This is a genomic window from Flavobacterium endophyticum, from assembly GCF_003634455.1.
GTDB classification, from domain to species: Bacteria; Bacteroidota; Bacteroidia; order Flavobacteriales; family Flavobacteriaceae; genus Flavobacterium; species Flavobacterium endophyticum.
Map to the genome: position 1 here is coordinate 339890 of NZ_RBLC01000001.1, position 19644 is coordinate 359533.

General features: G+C 46.0%; 19 protein-coding genes. 2 read left to right on the forward strand and 17 right to left on the reverse strand.

Features of this window, described 5'->3' with window-relative positions; translation table 11 throughout:
- Positions 1-27: 27 nt before the first annotated feature.
- The 6 genes from CLV94_RS01640 to CLV94_RS01665 all read right to left on the reverse strand — a co-directional run bounded on the left by CLV94_RS01640 (position 28) and on the right by CLV94_RS01665 (position 4503).
- A complete protein-coding gene (locus CLV94_RS01640; protein WP_121374723.1) occupies positions 28-909 on the reverse strand; it encodes an AadS family aminoglycoside 6-adenylyltransferase in 882 nt (293 codons plus the stop codon).
- Positions 910-915: 6 nt separating this feature from the next.
- Positions 916-1278, reverse strand: a complete 363-nt coding sequence (locus tag CLV94_RS01645) for a cupin domain-containing protein (protein ID WP_121374724.1) — start codon at positions 1276-1278, stop codon at positions 916-918.
- Positions 1279-1305: 27 nt separating this feature from the next.
- Complete coding sequence (locus CLV94_RS01650) at positions 1306-1833, reverse strand: GNAT family N-acetyltransferase (protein ID WP_121374725.1); 528 nt, start codon at positions 1831-1833, stop codon at positions 1306-1308.
- A 69-nt stretch (positions 1834-1902) separates the two neighbouring features.
- Positions 1903-2469: an AAA family ATPase gene (locus CLV94_RS01655; protein ID WP_121374726.1), complete on the reverse strand. Its 567-nt coding sequence runs from the start codon at positions 2467-2469 to the stop codon at positions 1903-1905.
- Positions 2470-2554: 85 nt separating this feature from the next.
- A complete protein-coding gene (locus tag CLV94_RS01660) occupies positions 2555-3715 on the reverse strand; it encodes an FAD-dependent oxidoreductase (protein ID WP_121374727.1) in 1161 nt (386 codons plus the stop codon).
- A 32-nt stretch (positions 3716-3747) separates the two neighbouring features.
- A complete protein-coding gene (locus CLV94_RS01665) occupies positions 3748-4503 on the reverse strand; it encodes a helix-turn-helix domain-containing protein (RefSeq protein ID WP_121374728.1) in 756 nt (251 codons plus the stop codon).
- A 173-nt stretch (positions 4504-4676) separates the two neighbouring features.
- Here CLV94_RS01665 and CLV94_RS01670 point away from each other — a divergent pair, with 173 nt between their 5' ends.
- Positions 4677-6476 (forward strand): hypothetical protein, encoded by a 1800-nt coding sequence (locus CLV94_RS01670; RefSeq protein ID WP_211331172.1) that lies wholly within the window; start codon positions 4677-4679, stop codon positions 6474-6476.
- A gap of 42 nt (positions 6477-6518) precedes the next feature.
- Here CLV94_RS01670 and CLV94_RS01675 read toward each other — a convergent pair whose 3' ends face one another.
- Positions 6519-7121: a hypothetical protein gene (locus CLV94_RS01675; protein ID WP_121374729.1), complete on the reverse strand. Its 603-nt coding sequence runs from the start codon at positions 7119-7121 to the stop codon at positions 6519-6521.
- 158 nt (positions 7122-7279) lie between these two features.
- Entirely contained in the window at positions 7280-8176 is an 897-nt protein-coding gene (locus CLV94_RS01680) for a carboxypeptidase-like regulatory domain-containing protein (RefSeq protein ID WP_121374730.1), read from the reverse strand.
- Positions 8177-8721: 545 nt separating this feature from the next.
- Between CLV94_RS01680 and CLV94_RS01685 the strand changes: the two genes are divergently transcribed.
- Complete coding sequence (locus CLV94_RS01685; protein ID WP_147406553.1) at positions 8722-9072, forward strand: hypothetical protein; 351 nt, start codon at positions 8722-8724, stop codon at positions 9070-9072.
- Position 9073: 1 nt separating this feature from the next.
- Here CLV94_RS01685 and CLV94_RS01690 read toward each other — a convergent pair whose 3' ends face one another.
- The 9 genes from CLV94_RS01690 to CLV94_RS01730 form a co-directional block, all read right to left on the reverse strand.
- On the reverse strand, positions 9074-9523 hold the full coding sequence (locus CLV94_RS01690; protein WP_121374732.1) for a response regulator: 450 nt from the start codon (positions 9521-9523) through the stop codon (positions 9074-9076).
- Between the two features lie 583 nt (positions 9524-10106).
- Positions 10107-10529, reverse strand: coding sequence for an arsenate reductase ArsC (locus CLV94_RS01700; protein ID WP_121374734.1), 423 nt, complete (start codon positions 10527-10529; stop codon positions 10107-10109).
- 6 nt (positions 10530-10535) lie between these two features.
- Positions 10536-10691, reverse strand: a complete 156-nt coding sequence (locus CLV94_RS16980; RefSeq protein WP_170148727.1) for a hypothetical protein — start codon at positions 10689-10691, stop codon at positions 10536-10538.
- Positions 10664-11140: a DUF6428 family protein gene (locus tag CLV94_RS01705; RefSeq protein ID WP_121374735.1), complete on the reverse strand. Its 477-nt coding sequence runs from the start codon at positions 11138-11140 to the stop codon at positions 10664-10666. Before CLV94_RS01705 ends, CLV94_RS16980 begins: the two co-directional genes overlap by 28 nt.
- Positions 11141-11200: 60 nt before the next feature.
- Positions 11201-11530: an ArsR/SmtB family transcription factor gene (locus CLV94_RS01710; RefSeq protein ID WP_121374736.1), complete on the reverse strand. Its 330-nt coding sequence runs from the start codon at positions 11528-11530 to the stop codon at positions 11201-11203.
- A gap of 76 nt (positions 11531-11606) precedes the next feature.
- On the reverse strand, positions 11607-13442 hold the full coding sequence (locus CLV94_RS01715; protein ID WP_121374737.1) for an ABC transporter ATP-binding protein: 1836 nt from the start codon (positions 13440-13442) through the stop codon (positions 11607-11609).
- Between the two features lie 194 nt (positions 13443-13636).
- Positions 13637-14161 carry a hypothetical protein gene (locus tag CLV94_RS01720; RefSeq protein WP_147406554.1) on the reverse strand — a complete coding sequence of 175 codons (525 nt, stop codon included), beginning with the start codon at positions 14159-14161 and terminating at the stop codon, positions 13637-13639.
- A gap of 170 nt (positions 14162-14331) precedes the next feature.
- On the reverse strand, positions 14332-17772 hold the full coding sequence (locus tag CLV94_RS01725) for a methylmalonyl-CoA mutase family protein (RefSeq protein WP_121374739.1): 3441 nt from the start codon (positions 17770-17772) through the stop codon (positions 14332-14334).
- A gap of 247 nt (positions 17773-18019) precedes the next feature.
- Complete coding sequence (locus tag CLV94_RS01730; protein ID WP_121374740.1) at positions 18020-19501, reverse strand: catalase; 1482 nt, start codon at positions 19499-19501, stop codon at positions 18020-18022.
- Positions 19502-19644: the final 143 nt, after the last annotated feature.

Consider the following 19644-nt stretch of genomic DNA (forward strand, 5'->3'; position numbering starts at 1 on the left):
AACATCTTGAAGAGAACGTCACGGTGTTTATAGCTCTTCCTTTTTTTTCATGGTCCGTACGTGCTCCAGATAGGTCCTTATGTTTTGCTCGAGTTCTATCGGATAGGGATAGCCGAGCTTTTTCGCCATCTCGATTCCTAATTCTGAGCCGATATCGGCATAGGCAAACAGGGCGCGCCAGTTGTCTTCTATGTCGCTGCCAGAAAATGTGGCTTCAATTTTTTTCCATAGGGCTGACGGCAGGTATTTTTTAAACAGCCTTCCTTTTTTATTGGTCGAGACTTTCCAATCGTGCTCCAGTCCGATGTGCCATTCGATTATTGTGGTGAAGTACTGCGTCCGCATGTTATCTTCAGACATGAATTTGGCGTAGAACAGGTCGCCGCGCCAAAGGCATTTGGCTACGTAGGTCATGTCCCACCAGAAATCATTAAACAGCGTGGCAAATTCCTGCTCCGTAGGTTTGTGGATCATTACGGCTTCATAGGTAGGCGGCTTCATGTTTTTTGTAAGTCCGTCTTTGTCTAAGAGGACTACATAGCCTACATCCCAATCTTCTTGGAGTTCGTCTGCTGCCACATCTTCTAAAAACTTTTCTACGGAATAGATCTTGAAGTCTACCTTGGTATAGTCTTCATAAAAGACCATCCGCATGGCGTGCCTGCCTTCAAAGGCGTCTTCGTTTTCGACAATCATGGCTATCTTTTTGCCGAAGTTTTCAACCCAAGTATCGTCTGATAAAAATTGCTGGATGTCGCTTACGACAAACTCAATGTCCAAATCGCTGAACGGGTCTACTGGCGCATAGGGATTCACGAGCGAACTGGTCAAGAGTACAGCCCTGATAGCCTCGCTGGAGGCCGCCCAGTCTACAATTTCCATCAATTGGATTTCTCGCTTGTTTTCCATTGCCGGTTATAGGGTATCTAAAGTGCGTTTTGTCAGTTCGCTGTTTTCTGCGTCGCCTGTATTTAGCGTAGTTGCGGGTTCAAAAAGCAATACAGAGACTTCTTGCAGTGCTACCGGCCGATGCTCTACGCCTCGCGGCACGATCAGGAATTCGTTTTCTTTCAGCTCTACAGTCTTGTCGCGAAATTCCATCTGGAACTGGCCGCTGACAACCATAAACATCTCGTCTTCGTTATCGTGCTTGTGCCAGACAAATTCTCCTTGAAACTTGACCAGCTTGACGTGCTGTCCGTTCAGCTCTCCAACAATTCTTGGATTCCAATAATCGTTGAATAAGGAAAGCTTTTGTGTTATGTTTACTTTTTCCATTTCGTTACCGTGACTTGTTATTGTGTCTTATTCTAAAAGCATCCTGAATCCGTAAACGGCCAGTTCCCCTTGCATAAAATCGAGGTCTTTCGATCTTTTGAATCCCATGCGTTCATACATTTTCCAGGCGGTCTGCATGGCCATTGTCGTATGGATGATGATCTGCCTGTTGCCGTCTTCTCTGGCTCTATTGATACAGGCTTCGGTCAGCAACTTGCCGATGCCTTTGCCTCTTGCGGAGGGGCTTACGGCCAAAAGCCTGAATCCTGAAGTGTTTCTTTCCTGCGTGGCAGTTCCTCCGGAACCATAGTAGTGCATATCGCCAAAATAAACCACGCCACCTTCGATAGTTCCTGCAGGAGAAACGGCTGTCAAAAGCGCTCCGCTGGGCTTGTCGGCAAATTCGCCAACGGCAGCGAGCTTTTTATAGTAGTCGGGCTGCTCTGATGGTTTTGGAAAACCTTCGAGCTGCGAATAGGTTGCTACCATCAGCTTTCCGATTTCTTCAAATTCGGAAGGCCGTGCTTTTCGTACGATGTATTCTTTGCTTTCCATACTTGCTCTAGCAGCGTTTTCTTGCTGAATACGAAGTTATAAAAAATAAAGCTCGATTGGGCGGTTTACTTACTTCTGTTCTTGCTTGTGGATCTGGTGCAGTATAAAATCTTTCCTTTCTGCAACAGTACCTTTTGGCACTTCAATGACTTTGTAGCCGTAGGCTTCATAGGTCTTTTTCATCTGTTCAAAGGTGGCTTCGGCCTCGTTCCAGTCTTGCTTTCTTTCGCTGTCGGTTTCATAAATGGCTTTCCAGGGCGGGAAGATAAAAACGGTAGAACTGTAGCGATAGGTTGTGGCTATTTCTTGCATCTCGGACGTTGGATCTTTGCCTATGATAGCCGCATAACAAAAAGCATCTAAAATACCTCGATCAAAAAACAGAGGCGACAGACTAGCCGCAGCTGCCGCATCTTTATAGCTTTCTACAGAAGCCAGCAGCATCAGTTCCATATAACGTTCCTTGTTTTTCCACGGGAGCGCCTCTCCTGCTGTGGCTATCTGTTCTTTGATGATCGCGCGGGCGGTTTCGGGCACGGTACTGTAGCCGCTTTTTTGGAGTTCGTCTAAGACAGCGGTCTTGCCTACCCCCGGTCCGCCCGTAAGAATGTAAAAATATTCGTTTTGGAATTTCATATCAATCTATTAGTGTCTTTTTGATACTGCTTTCAAAGTTAGGAAAAAGCGGCTTTTTGGCGCGGCAAGGGTTCCTTGATTTTCTTTATTCTTCAAACAGGCGCAGCATGTGGTCGATGGCTCCTTCTGAATGCAGGGCATCGGTCTGTTCTAGAGTCATCTTGGCGGTCTGCGAGGCCCTGCTGCGCATCTGCTTTTCGTAGTGTGCGATGGCAGCGGTCATGTCTGCATATTCTGGCGACGTGAGGCATTCGCTAAGTTCCAAAGCATCCAGCATGGCCATGTTCACGCCTTCTCCTGCATAGGGCGGCATAAGGTGCGCGGCATCGCCAAGCAAGGTCATATCGGCACGGGCCTCCCAAGTCTGGTCGAGCGGCATGCAGTATTGCGGCCTTGGAACAAAAGAGGTTCCTTTGGCCGTTACTAACTCTTGCCAGACAGCATCCCAATCTGAAAATTCTTTTTGAAACCAGGCAGCTACCGATTGGCTGTCCTTAAAATCGATACCGCTGTCGCGTACCCAAGATTCGTCTGTCCAGCATCCGGTATAGAAAGCCAGGCTGCCGTCGCCTTTGGAACTGACGATTAAGGATTTGCTGTCGCCAAACGCAAAGACCTTGCCTCCTTTGACGAGCTCATAGATACGGGGCGCGTTCTTTTCGGCTTCGTACAGCGTCCCTTCTACGACAGTGATGCCGGAATAGAACGGCTTGATGGGCGTGAGATAGGGACGTATTTTTGAATTGGCGCCGTCGGCTCCTATGACCAGGTCGGCCGTTGCTGTCGTACCGTCTTGAAATAGCAGCGTCCAGCCCTTCTCTTCTTGCTGTAGCGACAGTATGTGGCTGTTCCATACGACCGTTTCGGGTTCTAATGAATCGAGCAGGATATCGCGCAGCGGCCCGCGGTCGATCTCGGGACGGAAGTGTTCGTGGCCAAAGTCGGTGCGACTCTCTTCTTCTTCGTGCTGGTCGTAAGCGATGTGTGCGTGCTTGTCGGCAATACGCATCTTGTCGGCTCCCGGTCGGTAGTTTTGCTTAAAGGCATCCATAAGGCCTGCTTGTTTAAGGGCTTTGAGTCCTGAGTCGTCATGCAGGTCGAGCGTGGCTCCTTGTACTCTTACAAACCGTCCGGCGTCTCTTTCGTATACTTTTACGTTGGCGCCCTTGCGTTGCAAAAGTCTGGCGAGCGTGAGTCCTCCGGGACCGCCGCCTACGATGGCTATCTTTTTGTCTTGTAGTACCATAGTGTTGAAAATTTAAATTTTACAAGGCAAAACTATTGCTTCTTCAACAGTGAAAATTGTATAAATCGGTCGTTTTTGTTTTGGGATAAGGCTTTGGGAGGCACGCCGGAAAACTTCTTGACGTCGCGTATGAAATGGGCTTGGTCGGCAAAGTCCTGCTCGGGGAACAGCTTGCCTTCTTTGAGGTGGTCAAAAGAGGCCCTGAACCTTAGTATGTCGCAATAGGTCTTGAGCGGAAGGCCGAACTGGCTGCTGAAATAGCGGTTGATCTGCCGGCTGCTCCATCCGGCTGTTTCGGAAAGTTCTTTTACCGTCATACTACCGTTAGAAGCATAGATCTGTTCAAAAAGCCGCAGCTTCCTGCTGTCGGGATTGCTCTGTATCAGGCTTTCTATCTTCTGGGTTATCTTATGGCAGAAAGAATCAAAATTGGACAGGTCGTCTTTTGTGATGTTCCAAAAATCGGCAGGCAGAATACATCCGTTATTCAGCAGCGAAGAAACACTGCCTTCTAGCAGGTATTCTACTGCAAGCAGGCGAAGGCTGACGGCAAACATAATCCGTCCGGGGTCTAGTTCGGTATACGAAGGTTCGGTATCGAGTCCGCGAAGGTTGCCTTCGAAAGGGTCTGAATCGGAATAGGAAAACAATATATCGATCCTTCCATCGGGCAGCACGATGATACTTTTGGGCTCGGCCGAGGTGCTATGAAGCATCCAGAAGCTTTCGACATAATCGGCTATCGAGGGATCGGGCTTGGCAATCTTGTATAGTAGCGGGCTTTCCATTCTTTACTGTATGCTGGCAGTACTATAGCTTCTTGGCCTCACTGCTCTACGAAATTACTAAAAAAAGTCGCCTGCGCAAAGCATCATTACTTCTTGCCGCGCCGAAGCTGATATTTATCATCTTTTAGACGAACAGGTTTGCCCATCTTTGCGATTCTTTTAAATTGTATTACATGACCACTACTCCTTCTATCCATACCTTCCATATTCCTGTCATGGGACTTTCGTTTACGATCGACAGTCCGATACGGGTCGCACAGTACGGAATTTCTTCTGTCGTTTCTATAGTCGATGATGAGCTTATCGAAAAGATGAGTGCGTTTTACAGCCAGAAATTTAGCCTGCCGTATCAGGAGATTACCAAAAAATTTCATGATTATCGTGCGGAACGCATCAAAAGCTACCTCAACTTGATGGACCGTATCGTTGGCGAGAAATTTGAGGCCTTTAAACTGGAGCTTTCGGAAAGCCGGCTGGCCCTCGACCGTTTTCTCGGCATGCTGCCGAACCAGTCGGACTTTAAAAAGGGACTGCTCGAACTGCTCGAGAACGGCAACCAATTGGGACAGAGCGTACGCGACTTTCTGGAACGGCATTTCTCGCCGGGGGCTATCGACGTGAACATCATGACGAAAGTCGACAGGGATACTTATGACAAAAACGAACTGCTTCCGCCTGCCTTTAGCGATGCCCATACGGCCCTGCGGGGCTTTGCGATGAGCCGGCTGCAATCGTCGGTCGTATTTTCTGCAGGCATGAATCCGCGGCTCTACAGCTATATGGAAAGCTTTGGCTGTTTTTTTCCAGATGCGGAGGGACGGCTCGAGAAAAAAATCGTCTTGAAGGTGAGCGACTACCGATCTGCCTTGATACAGGGAATTTTTTTGGCCAAGAAAGGCTTATGGGTGTCGGAATACCGTATCGAGTCGGGACTGAACTGCGGCGGGCATGCGTTTGCTACGGAAGGGCTGCTGCTGGGCCCGATATTGGAGGAGTTTCGGCTGAAACGCAATGAGCTGGCGGTGGGAGCGCACGTGCTGTTGTCGAAAGCCTTGGAACAGAAAGGGCTTCCGGTTCCGGCACAGCCGCTGCCGTTAAAGATTACGGTGCAAGGGGGCGTGGGTACGGCGGCTGAGCATGATTTTTTACTGCAGCAGTACGGGGCCGATGCCGTGGGATGGGGCTCTCCTTTCTTGCTGGTGTCCGAGGCTACCTCTGTTGATGGTGAAACCCGAAAGCTGCTGGCTGCCGCCGGCGAAAAGGATTTGTACTTGAGTCGTATCTCGCCGTTGGGCGTGCCTTTTAATACGGTACGGGGCACGACGAACGAGCGGCTGAAACAGCACCGCATCGATTTAGGACGTCCGGGGAGTTCGTGTCCAAAGAAATACCTCGCGCTGGATAAGACGCTTGACGAAAAGGGGCTTTGTACGGCATCGCGCAAGTATCAGGAGCATCAGCTGGCCTTAGTAGAGCATGAGAAAGACGGGCTTAGTGCCGAAGCGTATAAAAAGAAACGGTCAGACATTACAGAAAAAGCCTGCCTGTGCGTTGGGCTTGCCAATGCGTCGTATCTGGAGCAGGGCATCACGGTAAAGGGCGAAGCGCAGGGCGTTGTGGTCTGCCCGGGACCTAATATGGCGTATTTTGACCGAGAGGTGTCGCTGTACGATATGGTGCGCCATATTTACGGCAACGGCTCGGTGATGGGTTTTCCGGATCGTCCGAATTTGTTTGTAAAAGAGGCGCGGCTGTATATCGATTACTTAAAAAAGGAGGTGCTGCAAAATGGCGCGGCAGCTACGGCAGGACAGCTAAAGAAATGGGCTACGTTTCAGAAGAACTTGCTTGGGGGGATTGCGTATTATAAGGAGTTGTTCGAGTCGGTTTCTGTAGTTTTGGGAATGGATGCTGATCCATGGAGCGTGTTACAGGAGGAGATTGAAAGAATAGAAATTGGAATACCCTGCTAACTAAAAACCGAAACAGTTATTGTTTCGGTTTTTTATGCGGTATTATCTTTCAAATCCGATTGATTTTTTATCGGGCTTATAAAGTGCCTGCAGTTCGGCATACTTTTCTTCTAGTTCTGCTTTGGTCACTACTTCAATATCATATAGCCATTTCAGATTATGGTAATTGTAGTCGTACTCAAGGTTTGAATCAATCTGAAAATAGGTTTCCTTTAAATAGGCATTTCTTTTTTCGTATAGCATATCCAAAAAAGTATTGGTCTCTAGTACGCTTGGCTTGTCTTTTTCGACGAGAAGAAAGGTGTTATTTGCTAGCTTGATCTTCCAGAAGCTTTTACGGTTCAGTAAATAAAAGCCTAGAAAACCGACAGCTACTGTTCCGAAAATAATAAACATTTCTAAACCTGACGACTCGCCTTCCGTCTCGGCAAATGAAAAACCGAGCAAAGCGATTACGAAAAATCCTATTGCGATAATAGCAAAAATAAGCTGCATGTCTTTATATGAGTTTTTTTCGCGTATATCTTCATATCGAATCTTGTATTCGTTCTCGTTACCGTATTTTAAGGTCTTATAATTAAGCTTTGCTTCTAGCAGCGTTATTTCGCGAGTAATAAAAAGTTTTCTTTGGCGTAGTGTTTCCATCGTTTCTTTGTGTATAATAGTGCAGCATTGCTTGTCATTCGTATCAATGCGACACGAATATATTAAAAAAGCTTGAGAGCTTATTGTTTTTTTTAGATAGTGTGTTTCTTATAAACAAGAGACCTTTCTGTTGAAAGGCCTCTTGTTCGCAAACCTACTTATTTGGAGAGTGTCATATCGAGGCTGTTGATCTGCCCTCTTTTGATTTGGAATGGCCTGGAGCTAAACGGCTGGTAGTCTCTGGCCTTGGCTGTCACAATGATCATTCCGTAAGGAATGCTTTTCATCTGGTAGTGTCCGTTGTCATCTGTAACAGCGGTAAAGGGCGTGCCGTTCAGGGCTACTACGGCATCGGGTATGGGTTTTCCTTGCGTATCGACAATCTTGCCCTTGAGCTGTGTGGAGGTTGAGGAAAGATTAATAATCACGCGGTTGGCTTTGTAGGCCAATACAAAATCGGGATAGTTCTTCTTAAAGCCTACAACGGTCTTGTCGAGGTGTTCTTTTAAAAGGAGGGCGTTCTTCGCAAATAGGTTTTTGATGTTCTCGCGTACTGCTTTTTTGATAGCCGCCGCATTCTTGGGATTCGGTACCTTCTGCTCATAGTCGTCAATCATGGCTTCTAAGGTATCGAGCGCAGACTGGTTGATTCCGTAGTGTGCCAGCCCCGACAGGTGTTCCTTTCCGATATCGCTAATGTTGCGGATACGCGAGCCTACCTGTCCATCCTTAGTGCGGAATAGGTCTGAAAATGAAAAACTAACTTTTTCCTTGAGTTCATTGTTGCCTGATTTGACGGCATAGGCAGAAATCGGCAGGGCGATGTCTATGGCCATCATGGCCAGTGCTTTTTTGGCTTCCACCTTGTCGGTCGTGATTCCTTTGGTGACCAGGTCTTCTTGCTGGAATGCTGCTACTATGGCTGCATTGTTGGCCTTGAGTAACAGAAACGATTCTTGAAAGGCGGGTACTGTGGCGATAATTACAGCGTTGCTGTCTCCATGGGCTTCTACGGCCCTGCTCATTCGCAGGCGTGCTTCTTGTGTCTTGTTCATCGTGAGCTGATTTTATGGTTTATACTTTTCCAAATTTAACGAAATTTGTTACATAATATTGTATTTTATAATAATTTATCTCAATTATCACAATTATTGATATAATTTATTGATTGTTATATTTAATTGAAAAGGTTGTAAAGTCGATTGTAAAGTGATTAAAGTGCGTTGTACACACTCTAAAGGCAATTGCTGAACTTGTAAAGGCGATTGCAAGCTCTAAAAGCGTATTGCACAGGATACAGAGTCGATTGCAGCACCTAATAAGCTACTTGTAGCGATAAAAAAGTGGATTTTTAAAGGTAAAAGATGGATTGCATGCTTTTATAAGTGAATTGCATGAAACAAAAAATAGGTTGTAATGATTTAAAAGTGGATTGTACCGCTATGAATTACCGTTGTTTGCTGCTTATTGGCTATAGCAGCCTGGTATTTTGGGATGGTACTCTTCCTAGCCTTATTTAATTTTGTGCCTGCCTTATTTTAACGTTCTTTTTGGGTACTGCCGAACTATTAATGACTAGCTTTACAATAAACACATCCAGATGCATGCTATATCCCACATTCTTACCCTGAGTTTTTCTAAGTGCAAGGTCTTGATTGAAGAAAAAGATATCAGGCAGTTTTTGACCGAGAGAATCGAGAGTGGCACGGGGCTGTCACGGTATTTTGGAAAAGAACTGGACGGAAGCATCGAATGCAACGAAGGGGAATTTCTTTCGGAACTCCAGAAGTCAGGCTATATGCATTTTTATTTTAACGGCGAAAAAACGGCCAGCATCAACTATAAGATCAGTGATGAAGACGTATTTGAATTAGTATTGTCTGCTCTTTCAGAAAACACGGTGCAGCAGATTGGGATTGATGATAAGGGTGTAAGCCTTTATATTGATTAGGTTATACCGAAAAAAGAAAGGTATCTTTATTAAAATCTGCACTGTCGAACTGAAATGAGATGTCTACGATGGACTTGATAATCTTCTTAAGTCCATCAAAGTCTTTTGGCTTTTTGACAAAGATATTTGCCCGGTTATTAAACGCCAGTTCTTGATTGCTTTCTGTAGTGGAATTGGAATAGATGGCAATTGTCAAGTCTTTAAGGGTATTGTGGGAACGGATTTCTTTAAGGCAGTCGATACCGCTCATGGTCGGGAAATGGATTTCTAAAAAAATAATACTCGGCAATTGTATATCGGTATCGTTCAGGTGCTCCATCACGTCTTCGCAGCTATGAAAACACAAGAGCTTTAGGTTGCGGTCGATTTCTTCGACCGCTTTGCGGAAATTACGGCATTCTTCTAAATCCTCATCCACCAAAACTATATTCGTAATAGCATACTCCTTCATTGACCTTCGATATTAATAATGTAATTTATACGTTTTTCGTAAAGGTAGTCAAAAAGCAGCCAAAAGATTTTTTTTGGCTTTTATTTAGGGTATTGTTGGCTTTGGCTTTAATTTATAAAGCTTTCTTTGGTGATTTCTACTTTGAGATCCTTCTTACTAAACAGCATCTCGTGACTTCCGTTTTCTTCTTATCACATAACGTAATGTTTTTTGCTTATTCGCTGGAGCGTTGCTAGAAAAAGCAGATTATTTTCCTTTTTTCAAAGAAAAACTATAAAACGATATAAATTCTGCGTGAAATCGTATAATTTTTAGCTACCTAAATGGAAGTATTTTAAATGCCTGAAAAAAGACCCTCCTTTTATGATTAAAAATGATCGCTTAGACGAAGTGCATGAAAACGCCGGATGCTTGTCCAGAAATATATTGCTTTTTATTACTGCCGTAGCACTTGTGGTTATTCTTGCAGCTTGCTGGATGTATCATATTCATTGCGTGAGGGAGAAAGCACTACGGGAAATTATTATAAAGGAATAAGAAAGCCGTATCTCTGAAGCAATGTTTCAGAAGTACGGCTTTTTCCTTATTGCAATTGCTCGGCTACAAATTTTCTGCTGTAGTCTTTTATGAGCTCTCTTGTGTGCCTAAACTGTTCCTTAATTTCATCCTCCGTGCCTATCGCTTTGGCAGGATCGGGGAAATTATGATGGAAACGCAATGCTTTGGTCGGGAAGAAAGGACAGTTTTCTTTGGCATTGTCGCATACCGTGATGACAAAGTCAAAATCAATATCGAGGTATTCGTCGAGATTGTTTGAGGTATGGTGCGCAATGTCGATACCATCTTCTTGCATGATAGCAATGGCCCTAGGGTTTACGCCATGGGTTTCAACTCCGGCGCTAACGATAACGGCTTTATCGCCCGCGAAGTGCCTAAGATAGCCTTCGGCCATCTGGCTTCTGCAGCTGTTGCCCGTGCAGAGCACTAAAATCTTTTTTGTTTTCATATATTCTTATACAAGCAGCCAGATCAGGTTGATGATGCAGAATTTAGGATCGAATCCGAAAATAAGCTGCAAGACGATAACCGATGTGGTGATAATTATTGGTTTTTTATATCGAATCCATTTTTCTTTCATGACTAGCAGCATCCTGAATTTGGCGCGCATCTGGAAGCGTCTGACGTTGCTTGTAGTCCTGATAGCGCTACTTTTTGTTTTTGGGACGGAATGCCGCACGCTTCTTGTGCCAGGCACGCGGTTGTCTTGTTTTTTAGTACAAATGTTTTTCCGTTAAAGTCTAGATCGTATTTGCCGATCGTGCCGCTCTGGTATTCTACTTCTATTTCTGAATCTTCTATGCCTAGTTTTTCTTCGGACAGCTGGATGATGTGCAGCAGCTTGTTTGGCTTTAGCCGGTGTTCAAAATCATCTGCATTCCAGAGCTGGAAGCTTACGGCTTTTTCATGGCGGACGGTACCGCCGCAGTCAATAAAGTGTTTTTGGATGATCCCTACTTCCGTAACGTGAAAGTGTTCGGGAACAAATGTCCCGTCTTCTAGCTGGAATTCGACATTTTCTAATGCCGGCAAAATTTGTTTTACGTCTGATAATTTCATGTGTTGTCTACTTTTAACGTGTTAATCGTAATATTGCGATACATAAATTCAAAAAAAAGCCTAGCAGCATTCTTCTGTTTTGATGGTATCTGAAAAAAAATGGTTCAATTCTATTTTTATCTGTTTCCAGGCTTTTTCGTCTATGCAATAGCAAACGCTGGTGCCTTCAATATTCCCTTTTATTATTCCTATGTTCTTGAGTTCTTTTAGATGCTGGGAGATGGTGGCTTGGGCCAGTCCGAGTTCCTGCACCAAGTCGTTGCAGATACAGGCATCTTGCTTGATGATGTATTGCAGTATGGCAATGCGGGCCGGATGCGCCAAAGCTTTTAAGACTGTTGCCAGCCTGTTCTGCTCTTCATTAAAGATATCTTTTTTTGTAGCGCCCATGTATTGTTTATTATATCGCAATATTACGATATATAGTTTATACAGCCAAATTATTCGTGAAATTAATTACAGCATCTTACTTATATCCCCTCGCTTGTAACAAAAATAACTCTGCATACCTTCCGTTTAGCGCGAGCAATTCTTCATGCGTCCCGATTTCGAGCAGCTGCCCTTTGTCTAACACCAGGATACGGTCGGCCAGGCGGGCTGTAGAAAAACGGTGCGAGATCAGCACGGCAGAACGTCCTTCGGTCATTTGGGCAAAACGCTGGAAGACTTCATATTCGGCACGGGCATCGAGCGCGGCCGTCGGTTCGTCGAGAATCAGCACGGGTGCTTCTTTCATATAGATACGGGCCAAGGCTACTTTCTGCCATTCGCCTCCCGAGAGTTCTACTCCATTATTAAAACGCTTGCCGAGTGCCTGTTCGTACTGATTGGGCAGCTTGTCGGCTATGGCATCTGCCATGCTGCCTTGGGCTGCTTTTTTGATTAGCGCTTGGTTGCCAAGCTGGGTAATGTCGCCTACGGCAATGTTGCTGGATAGGGTCATCTGGTAGCGAAGGTAGTCTTGAAAGATAACGCCGATATTGTGCTGCAGCTCTTTGGGGTCGTATTGCTTAAGGTCGATCCCGTCTAACAGGATGCGTCCTTCTGTCGGTTCGTAGAGGCGCGCCAGCAGCTTGACCAAGGTGGTCTTTCCGGCTCCGTTTTCGCCGACGAGCGCCAGCGTTTCGCCAGGATGTAGCGTGAAATTAAGATGGCGGTTGGCCCAGTTCTCGCTGTGGCGGTACTTGAAGCCGACGTTTTCAAAGGTGAATCCTTCGCGAATCGGATTCGGGAACGGTATCGGGTTCTTGGCAACGGCTATAGAGGGCTTGATCTGGAAAAAGTCAAGGAAGTCGTTAAGATAGATAGCGCCTTGCGAGATGACGGTGAAGCGCAGCAGTATGCCTTCGGTAAAGGTTCGCAATTGGCGGAAGGAACCTGCCAGAAAAGTCAGGTCGCCCACCGTAAGATGGCCTGTAATGGTGCGGGTAATGATATAAACGTAGGCGCCGTAGTATCCGGTACTGCCGAGCATGGAAAAGAGCGTGCCCCAGAACGACCTGCGTTTGGCGAGCTTGCTATTGTCGTAATAGAACTGGTCTGAAAGCTTCTTGAAGCGGGCGATGACAAAATCGGCCAGGTTGAATATCTTGATTTCTTTGGCCGTCTCGTCGCTGGCACCGAGGTAGCGGAGGTAATCGAGCTCGCGGCGCTCGGGGGTCTGGCTTCGGGTAAGGGAATAGTTCTGGCTGTTGAAATAGGATTCTCCGAGAAAGGACGGCAGTATGGTGATGATGAGCAGCAGTATGAGCAGCGGACTGAAAGTAACGAGCCCTGCGATAAGGAAGACCATAGAGATAATGTCTTGCAGCTGCGACATGACCTGCGAGAGCAGCATGGTACGGCCAAGGGTCTGCTGGCGGGCACGCTCGAGCTTGTCGTAGTATTCTGAGTCTTCGGTTTGTTCTAAATCTAGGTCGGCGGCATGCCGCATGATCTTGACTGATGTATGGTTGGAAAAGGTATCTCCGAGCAGGCTGTCGAGGAGCGCAATGGTACGGCTCAGGGCGTCTGAAGTAATGGCAAGGATAAACTCAAGGGCAACGAGTTCCCACAGGTAGGTGGTGTCGTGCGGCTGTGGGGTGGTGCTGAGCTGCACGACTTGATCTACGATGAGCTTGCCCACATAGAGCAGGGCTACGGGCATGGCGGAACGAAGGACGCGAAGGACGATGCTGAACAGTGTCTTTTTGGGACTGCTCTGCCAGACGAGCTTGAAAAAGGCAGGAAGGTTGCTCAGGGCGCTTATCTTTTCTTTGAAGGTAGGCTTTTTGGGAGCTATGGGCGGCTGTGGTTTTTTCATGCCTTAAATTTACAAATTTTTGCAAGGCCAATGGCAGGCGCCGGACTTGGTTTTCTGTACTCTGAAACGATAACCGCATTTGTTTGCAGTATAAAGGCTGTATTCTTATGGCTAGCCGCATAAAAAAAGACCTCCGTAACGAAGGTCTTTCTGCATTCACTTGAATTATAAAAACAGGCCGCACTTGTAATTGGTTATTCTGGAATACCAAACAGGGCACAGATTTCTTCGTAGCTCTTATTTCTATAATTTACTTGCCGTGCCGCAGGAGTGCCGCCTGGGATAATGATATAGCGGATGGTCACCAAGGAGCTTATAGGTACCGCTGGGGTTCCTCCATCGTGACGGAACCTGAAAACTTTGAGATTGCCTAGAGCGGGATAGGCTGCAATTGTATTTTCAGTGCCTCCTGCGCGCGAAGTATGAGGCAAGGGAACGGTTTCTGTGCTAAATCGAAGGTAGGCCAATACGGCACCTGTTTCTAAGATGCCTGTCGTAATCTCAGGCGCAGCAAAATTATAGAGGAGTCCAGAAGTACCGTCTATGGTTGCGGGTGCTCCCGTTGGAACGGCAAGCCATTCGCTATAGATTACGTTTGCTGTTCCTGGCTCGCCATTGAGTCCGTCTTCACCATCTTTTCCATCATCAGAACAAGAAATAGCCAAGGCGGCAAAAATCATCACTACTAGTAAGCGGGTTGGTTTTAGGGTTGGTTTCATAACAATTAGGTTTTCATTTATACCACGAAACTAAGCAACCCATGGCAAGCCCAAAAGCTAAAATATACGAACGGCGTTTTTAATCTATGAACAGCAGCTGTTTTGGATAGGAAACTAAAAAAGACCTTCTTTCGAAGGTCTTTTTGTTTTTATGAAGACGGCAAAGCCGATTACATATTTCTTCTGTACTGTCCGCCAACTTCAAATAGCGATGCGGTGATTTCGCCAAGAGAGCATACTTTCGTAGCTTCCATCAATTGTGCAAAGATATTTTGGTTGTTGATGGCCGCATCTTGAATGATGGCGAGCTGTTCTTTCATGTTTTCGCCATAGGCCTTGTGCAGGTTTTCTAGCGTGTGGATCTGGAACTGTTTTTCTTCTTCGCTGGCACGGATAACTTCAGCCGGAATGACCGTCGGCGATCCTTTAGAGCTCAAGAAGGTGTTGACCCCGATGATCGGGAATTCGCCTGTATGCTTCAGCATTTCGTAGTACATGCTTTCTTCTTGGATTTTAGAGCGTTGGTACATGGTTTCCATAGCACCTAATACGCCTCCTCTTTCGGTAATCCTGTCGAATTCTTGCAGTACGGCATCTTCTACCAAATCGGTCAGCTCTTCGATGATGAACGAGCCTTGTATAGGGTTCTCGTTTTTGGCAAGTCCCAGCTCTTTGTTGATAATCAGCTGGATGGCCATGGCACGGCGTACGGATTCTTCTGTAGGCGTCGTGATGGCTTCATCATAAGCATTGGTGTGCAGCGAGTTGCAGTTATCATAAATAGCATACAGTGCCTGCAGCGTGGTACGGATATCGTTGAAATCGATTTCCTGCGCGTGCAGCGAACGGCCTGATGTCTGGATATGGTATTTCAGCATTTGGGCTCTTTCGTTGGCGCCGTATTTGTTCTTTAAGGCTTTAGCCCAAATCTTTCTGGCAACGCGTCCGATTACGGCATATTCAGGGTCGATTCCGTTCGAGAAGAAGAACGAAAGGTTCGGACCGAAGTCGTTGATGTCCATGCCGCGGCTTAGGTAGTATTCTACATAAGTGAATCCGTTGGCAAGGGTGAACGCCAGCTGCGTGATCGGGTTGGCTCCTGCTTCTGCAATGTGGTATCCGGAGATTGAAACGGAATAGAAGTTGCGGACATTGTTCGTGATGAAGTACTCTTGTACGTCGCCCATCAATCGCAAGGCAAATTCGGTAGAGAAGATACAGGTGTTTTGTGCCTGGTCTTCTTTAAGGATATCGGCCTGAACAGTTCCGCGCACTTGCGATAGCGTTCTGACCTTGATTTGCTCGTAGACGTCTTTCGGCAGTACTTGGTCACCGGTTACTCCTAAGAGCATAAGACCCAGTCCGTCGTTTCCTTCTGGAAGCGCACCGTTGTAACGCGGCCTTTCTATTTTTTTCTTTTTGTAGATTTCGTTGATCGTTGCTTCTACTTCGTCTTCGAGATTGTTTTCTTTGATGTAGATTTCACACTGCTGGTCGATAGCGGCATTCATAAAGAAGCCCAACAGCATCGGCGCCGGACCGTTGATGGTCATACTCACCGACGTAAGCGGATGCGCCAGGTTAAAGCCTGAATATAATTTCTTGGCATCGTCTAAACAGCAGATAGATACTCCGGCATTACCGATCTTTCCGTAAATGTCTGGTCGAAGGTGCGGATCGTTTCCGTATAAGGTCACGCTGTCAAAAGCGGTAGACAGCCTTTTGGCAGGAAGTCCTGCGCTCACATAGTGGAAACGCTTGTTGGTTCTTTCTGGCCCTCCTTCTCCGGCAAACATTCTTGACGGGTCTTCGCCTTCGCGCTTGAACGGATACAGCCCAGAAGTGAACGGGAATTCTCCCGGCACGTTTTCTTGCAGGCACCATCTGAGGATATCGCCCCAAGCTTCGTACTTTGGCAGAGCTACTTTTGGTATCTGCGAGTGCGACAGCGATTCGGTGTGTGTGGCGATCTTGATTTCTTTGTCACGTACTTTAAACGTATAGACTGGATTTTTGTATTTGTTTACTTTTTCGTCCCACGTCAAGATGATTTCCCAGTTGTACGGGTCAAGGTCCATCTTTACTTTGTCGAACTGGTTGAGCAACAGGTTCAAGAAGATACGGGTCTCGTTTTGTTCTTCTAGAGCGCTTGGCAAAACAGAATCATCATTGATTCCGGCTTTGTTGATTTCTGGCGTCTTTCCGGAAACGGTCTCGATCGTCTTGAAAATTCCGTATAGTTTTTGGGCTACTTGCTGCTGTGTAAGCGCAGTAGCATCGTATTTGCGGTTATTTTCGGCAATTTCTGAAAGATAGCGCGTTCTGTGCGGCGGAATGACGAAGATTTTTTCGCTCATTTCGCGGGTAATTTCGAAAGTCGATTTTAGGTCGGCTTCGGTCTTTTCGTCAATCTTGTCCATGATGGCTTTGTAAAGCGTATTCATGCCCGGATCATTGAACTGCGAAGCGATGGTTCCGAAAACCGGAAGGTCATCTGGATTGGCATCCCAAAGGTTATGGTTTCTTTGGAATTGTTTTTTGACATCGCGAAGTGCATCAAGCGAACCTCTTTTGTCGAATTTGTTGATTGCGACAAGGTCGGCAAAATCAAGCATGTCGATTTTTTCAAGCTGGGTTGCCGCTCCAAATTCTGGAGTCATTACGTATAAGGACACATCGGAATGGTCCATGATTTCGGTATCCGATTGTCCGATACCTGAAGTTTCTAATATGATGATGTCGTATTTGGCGGCTTTCAAGACCTGAATGGCTTCGGCAACGTATTTAGACAATGCTAAATTGGACTGTCTTGTCGCCAACGAGCGCATATAGACACGCGGGTTGTTGATGGCGTTCATACGAATCCTGTCGCCCAAAAGTGCTCCGCCTGTTTTACGTTTTGACGGATCGACAGAGATAAGACCGATTGTTTTTTCTGGGAAATCAATCAGGAATCTTCGCACCAATTCGTCTACTAAAGAAGATTTTCCGGCACCGCCTGTTCCGGTAATACCCAATACAGGAATCTTGCTGGTTTCATTCTGCTTGTGGATCGTGTCTAAAGTTTCTTTTGCAATTTCCGGAAAGTTTTCTGCTGCGGAAATAACACGGGCAATTGCCGTAGGGTTCTTGTCTTCGAGGTGGCTGGCTTCTCCGTTCAGCTTGTCGCCGATAGGAAAGTCCGATTTCTGTACCAAGTCATTGATCATGCCTTGAAGGCCGAGCTCGCGCCCATCGTCTGGAGCATAAATTCTGGTGATACCGTAGTCTTGGAGTTCTTTTATCTCGTCTGGCAGGATTACGCCGCCTCCGCCTCCGAAGATTTTGATGTGCCCTGCTCCTTTTTGGTTGAGCAGGTCGTACATGTATTTGAAATATTCGTTGTGTCCTCCTTGGTAGGATGTCATGGCTATGGCATTGGCATCTTCTTGGATGGCAGTATTTACTACTTCTTCAACGCTTCTATCGTGTCCTAAATGGATTACCTCGACTCCCGTCGACTGGATGATACGTCGCATTATGTTGATTGCAGCATCGTGTCCGTCAAAAAGAGCTGCAGCGGTTACAATTCTTACTTTATTTTTAGGAATATAAGGTTTTGCTTGTTCCATTTTAAAATATATGTCAATTTTAGGTGTGCAATTTACGAAATTCCTAAAAATCTGGAAGGATTTATTTGGTATTTTAATTTAAGGTTAAGACCCTGTCAGGGTTTAAAACCCTGACAGGGTCTTAACGAATAACATCGTATAAAAAACCCTCCTAGCGCTTGGACGCTAGAAGGGTCGGGGATAAAAACTCTAAATATTGTTTATGGACACAACATTTACATAACTATTGGGTATTCTGTGGACTGCATTATTTCATCATCGCTGGGTCGATATCGACACCTAATCCTTGCGCTATTCCCATTCCTAGTCTAGGATCGGCCCTAAACCAGTGGCATAGCTGGCGATTGATGATTTCCATTCGCTTCGGCCCTTCAATACCAGACATGGCTCCAACGACATTGCTGATTAGGTTCTGCTGTTGCTCTGGCACTAAAAGCCTGAATAGGTTGCCCGGCTGGGTATAGTGGTCGTTTTCGCCTTCGGCATTGCGGTCGTACCATGCGGCCACATTGCTTTCTAATGCCCATGCTGGTTCTTTATAGGATTGGTCTACTACAATATCGTCAAAACTATTTGGGAAATAATTTGGTGCGCTGCCTCCGTTTCCGTCAACACGCATCTGCCCGTCTCTTTGGTAGTTGTTTGTGGCAAACGGACATCTATTCACAGGAATCTGCTCGTAGTTGGCTCCCAGCCTATAGCGGTGCGCATCAGGATAGGACAGTAATCTTCCTTGCAGCATTTTGTCTGGAGAATAGCCTATTCCATCTACGACATGTGCCGGAGCAAAAGCGGCCTGTTCTACATCTTGGAAATAGTTATCTGGATTTTTGTTGAGCTCGATGACGCCTACATCGATCAGCGGATAGTCACCGTGCGGCCAAACTTTGGTTAAGTCAAACGGATTGATGTGATACGTTCTTGATTCGGCTTCGGTCATTACTTGTATTTTCATGTCCCAACGCGGGAAGTTTCCTTTATCGATGTTTTCGATCAGGTCTCGCTGCGCAAAGTCCATGTCTTTTGATTTCATTTCGGCGGCTTCGGCATCGGTAAAGTTCTTGATGCCTTGTTTGGTCAGCATGTGGAATTTCACATAGAAGCGTTCGTTATCTTTATTGATAAAAGAAAAGGTGTGGCTTCCGAATCCGTGCATGTGGCGGTATCCGTAAGGCGTTCCTCTGTCTGACATGAGCGTCGTGACTTGATGAAGGCTTTCGGGATTCAGCGACCAGAAGTCCCACATCATCGTAGGCGATTTCATATTGGTATACGGATCGCGTTTTTGGGTGTGGATAAAGTCGCCGAACTTTTTCGGGTCTTTGATGAAGAACACAGGCGTGTTGTTTCCTACAAGGTCCCAGTTTCCGTCTTCGGTATAAAACTTCATTGCAAATCCTCTAGGATCTCTTTCGGTATCGGCTGATCCTCTTTCACCACCAACGGTAGAAAAACGCAGTAGCATTTTTGTTTCTTTACCAATGTGGGAGAAAATTTTTGCCTTGGTATACTTCGTAATGTCGTGCGTTACGGTAAAGGTTCCGAAGGCTGCGGAGCCTTTGGCGTGCACTACTCTTTCTGGAATACGCTCCCGGTTGAAGTGCGCCATCTTTTCGTGCAGGATAAAATCCTGTAGCAAAAGTGGTCCTCTTGGCCCTACGGATTGTGAGTCTTCATTTTCTACATAAGGTTTTCCGGAGGCCGTGGTGAGTTTGTTGTGTTCTTTCATAATTTAGTTGATTTATTGATAAATGCTTTATTTCTAGTTTGTTTTCTCAAATTTAGGAAATTGATTATTATAAACAAAATTGATTGTTTTTATCTTTTGATAGCTTTACATTATAGTAGCAAACGGTATGATGTTTGATTATC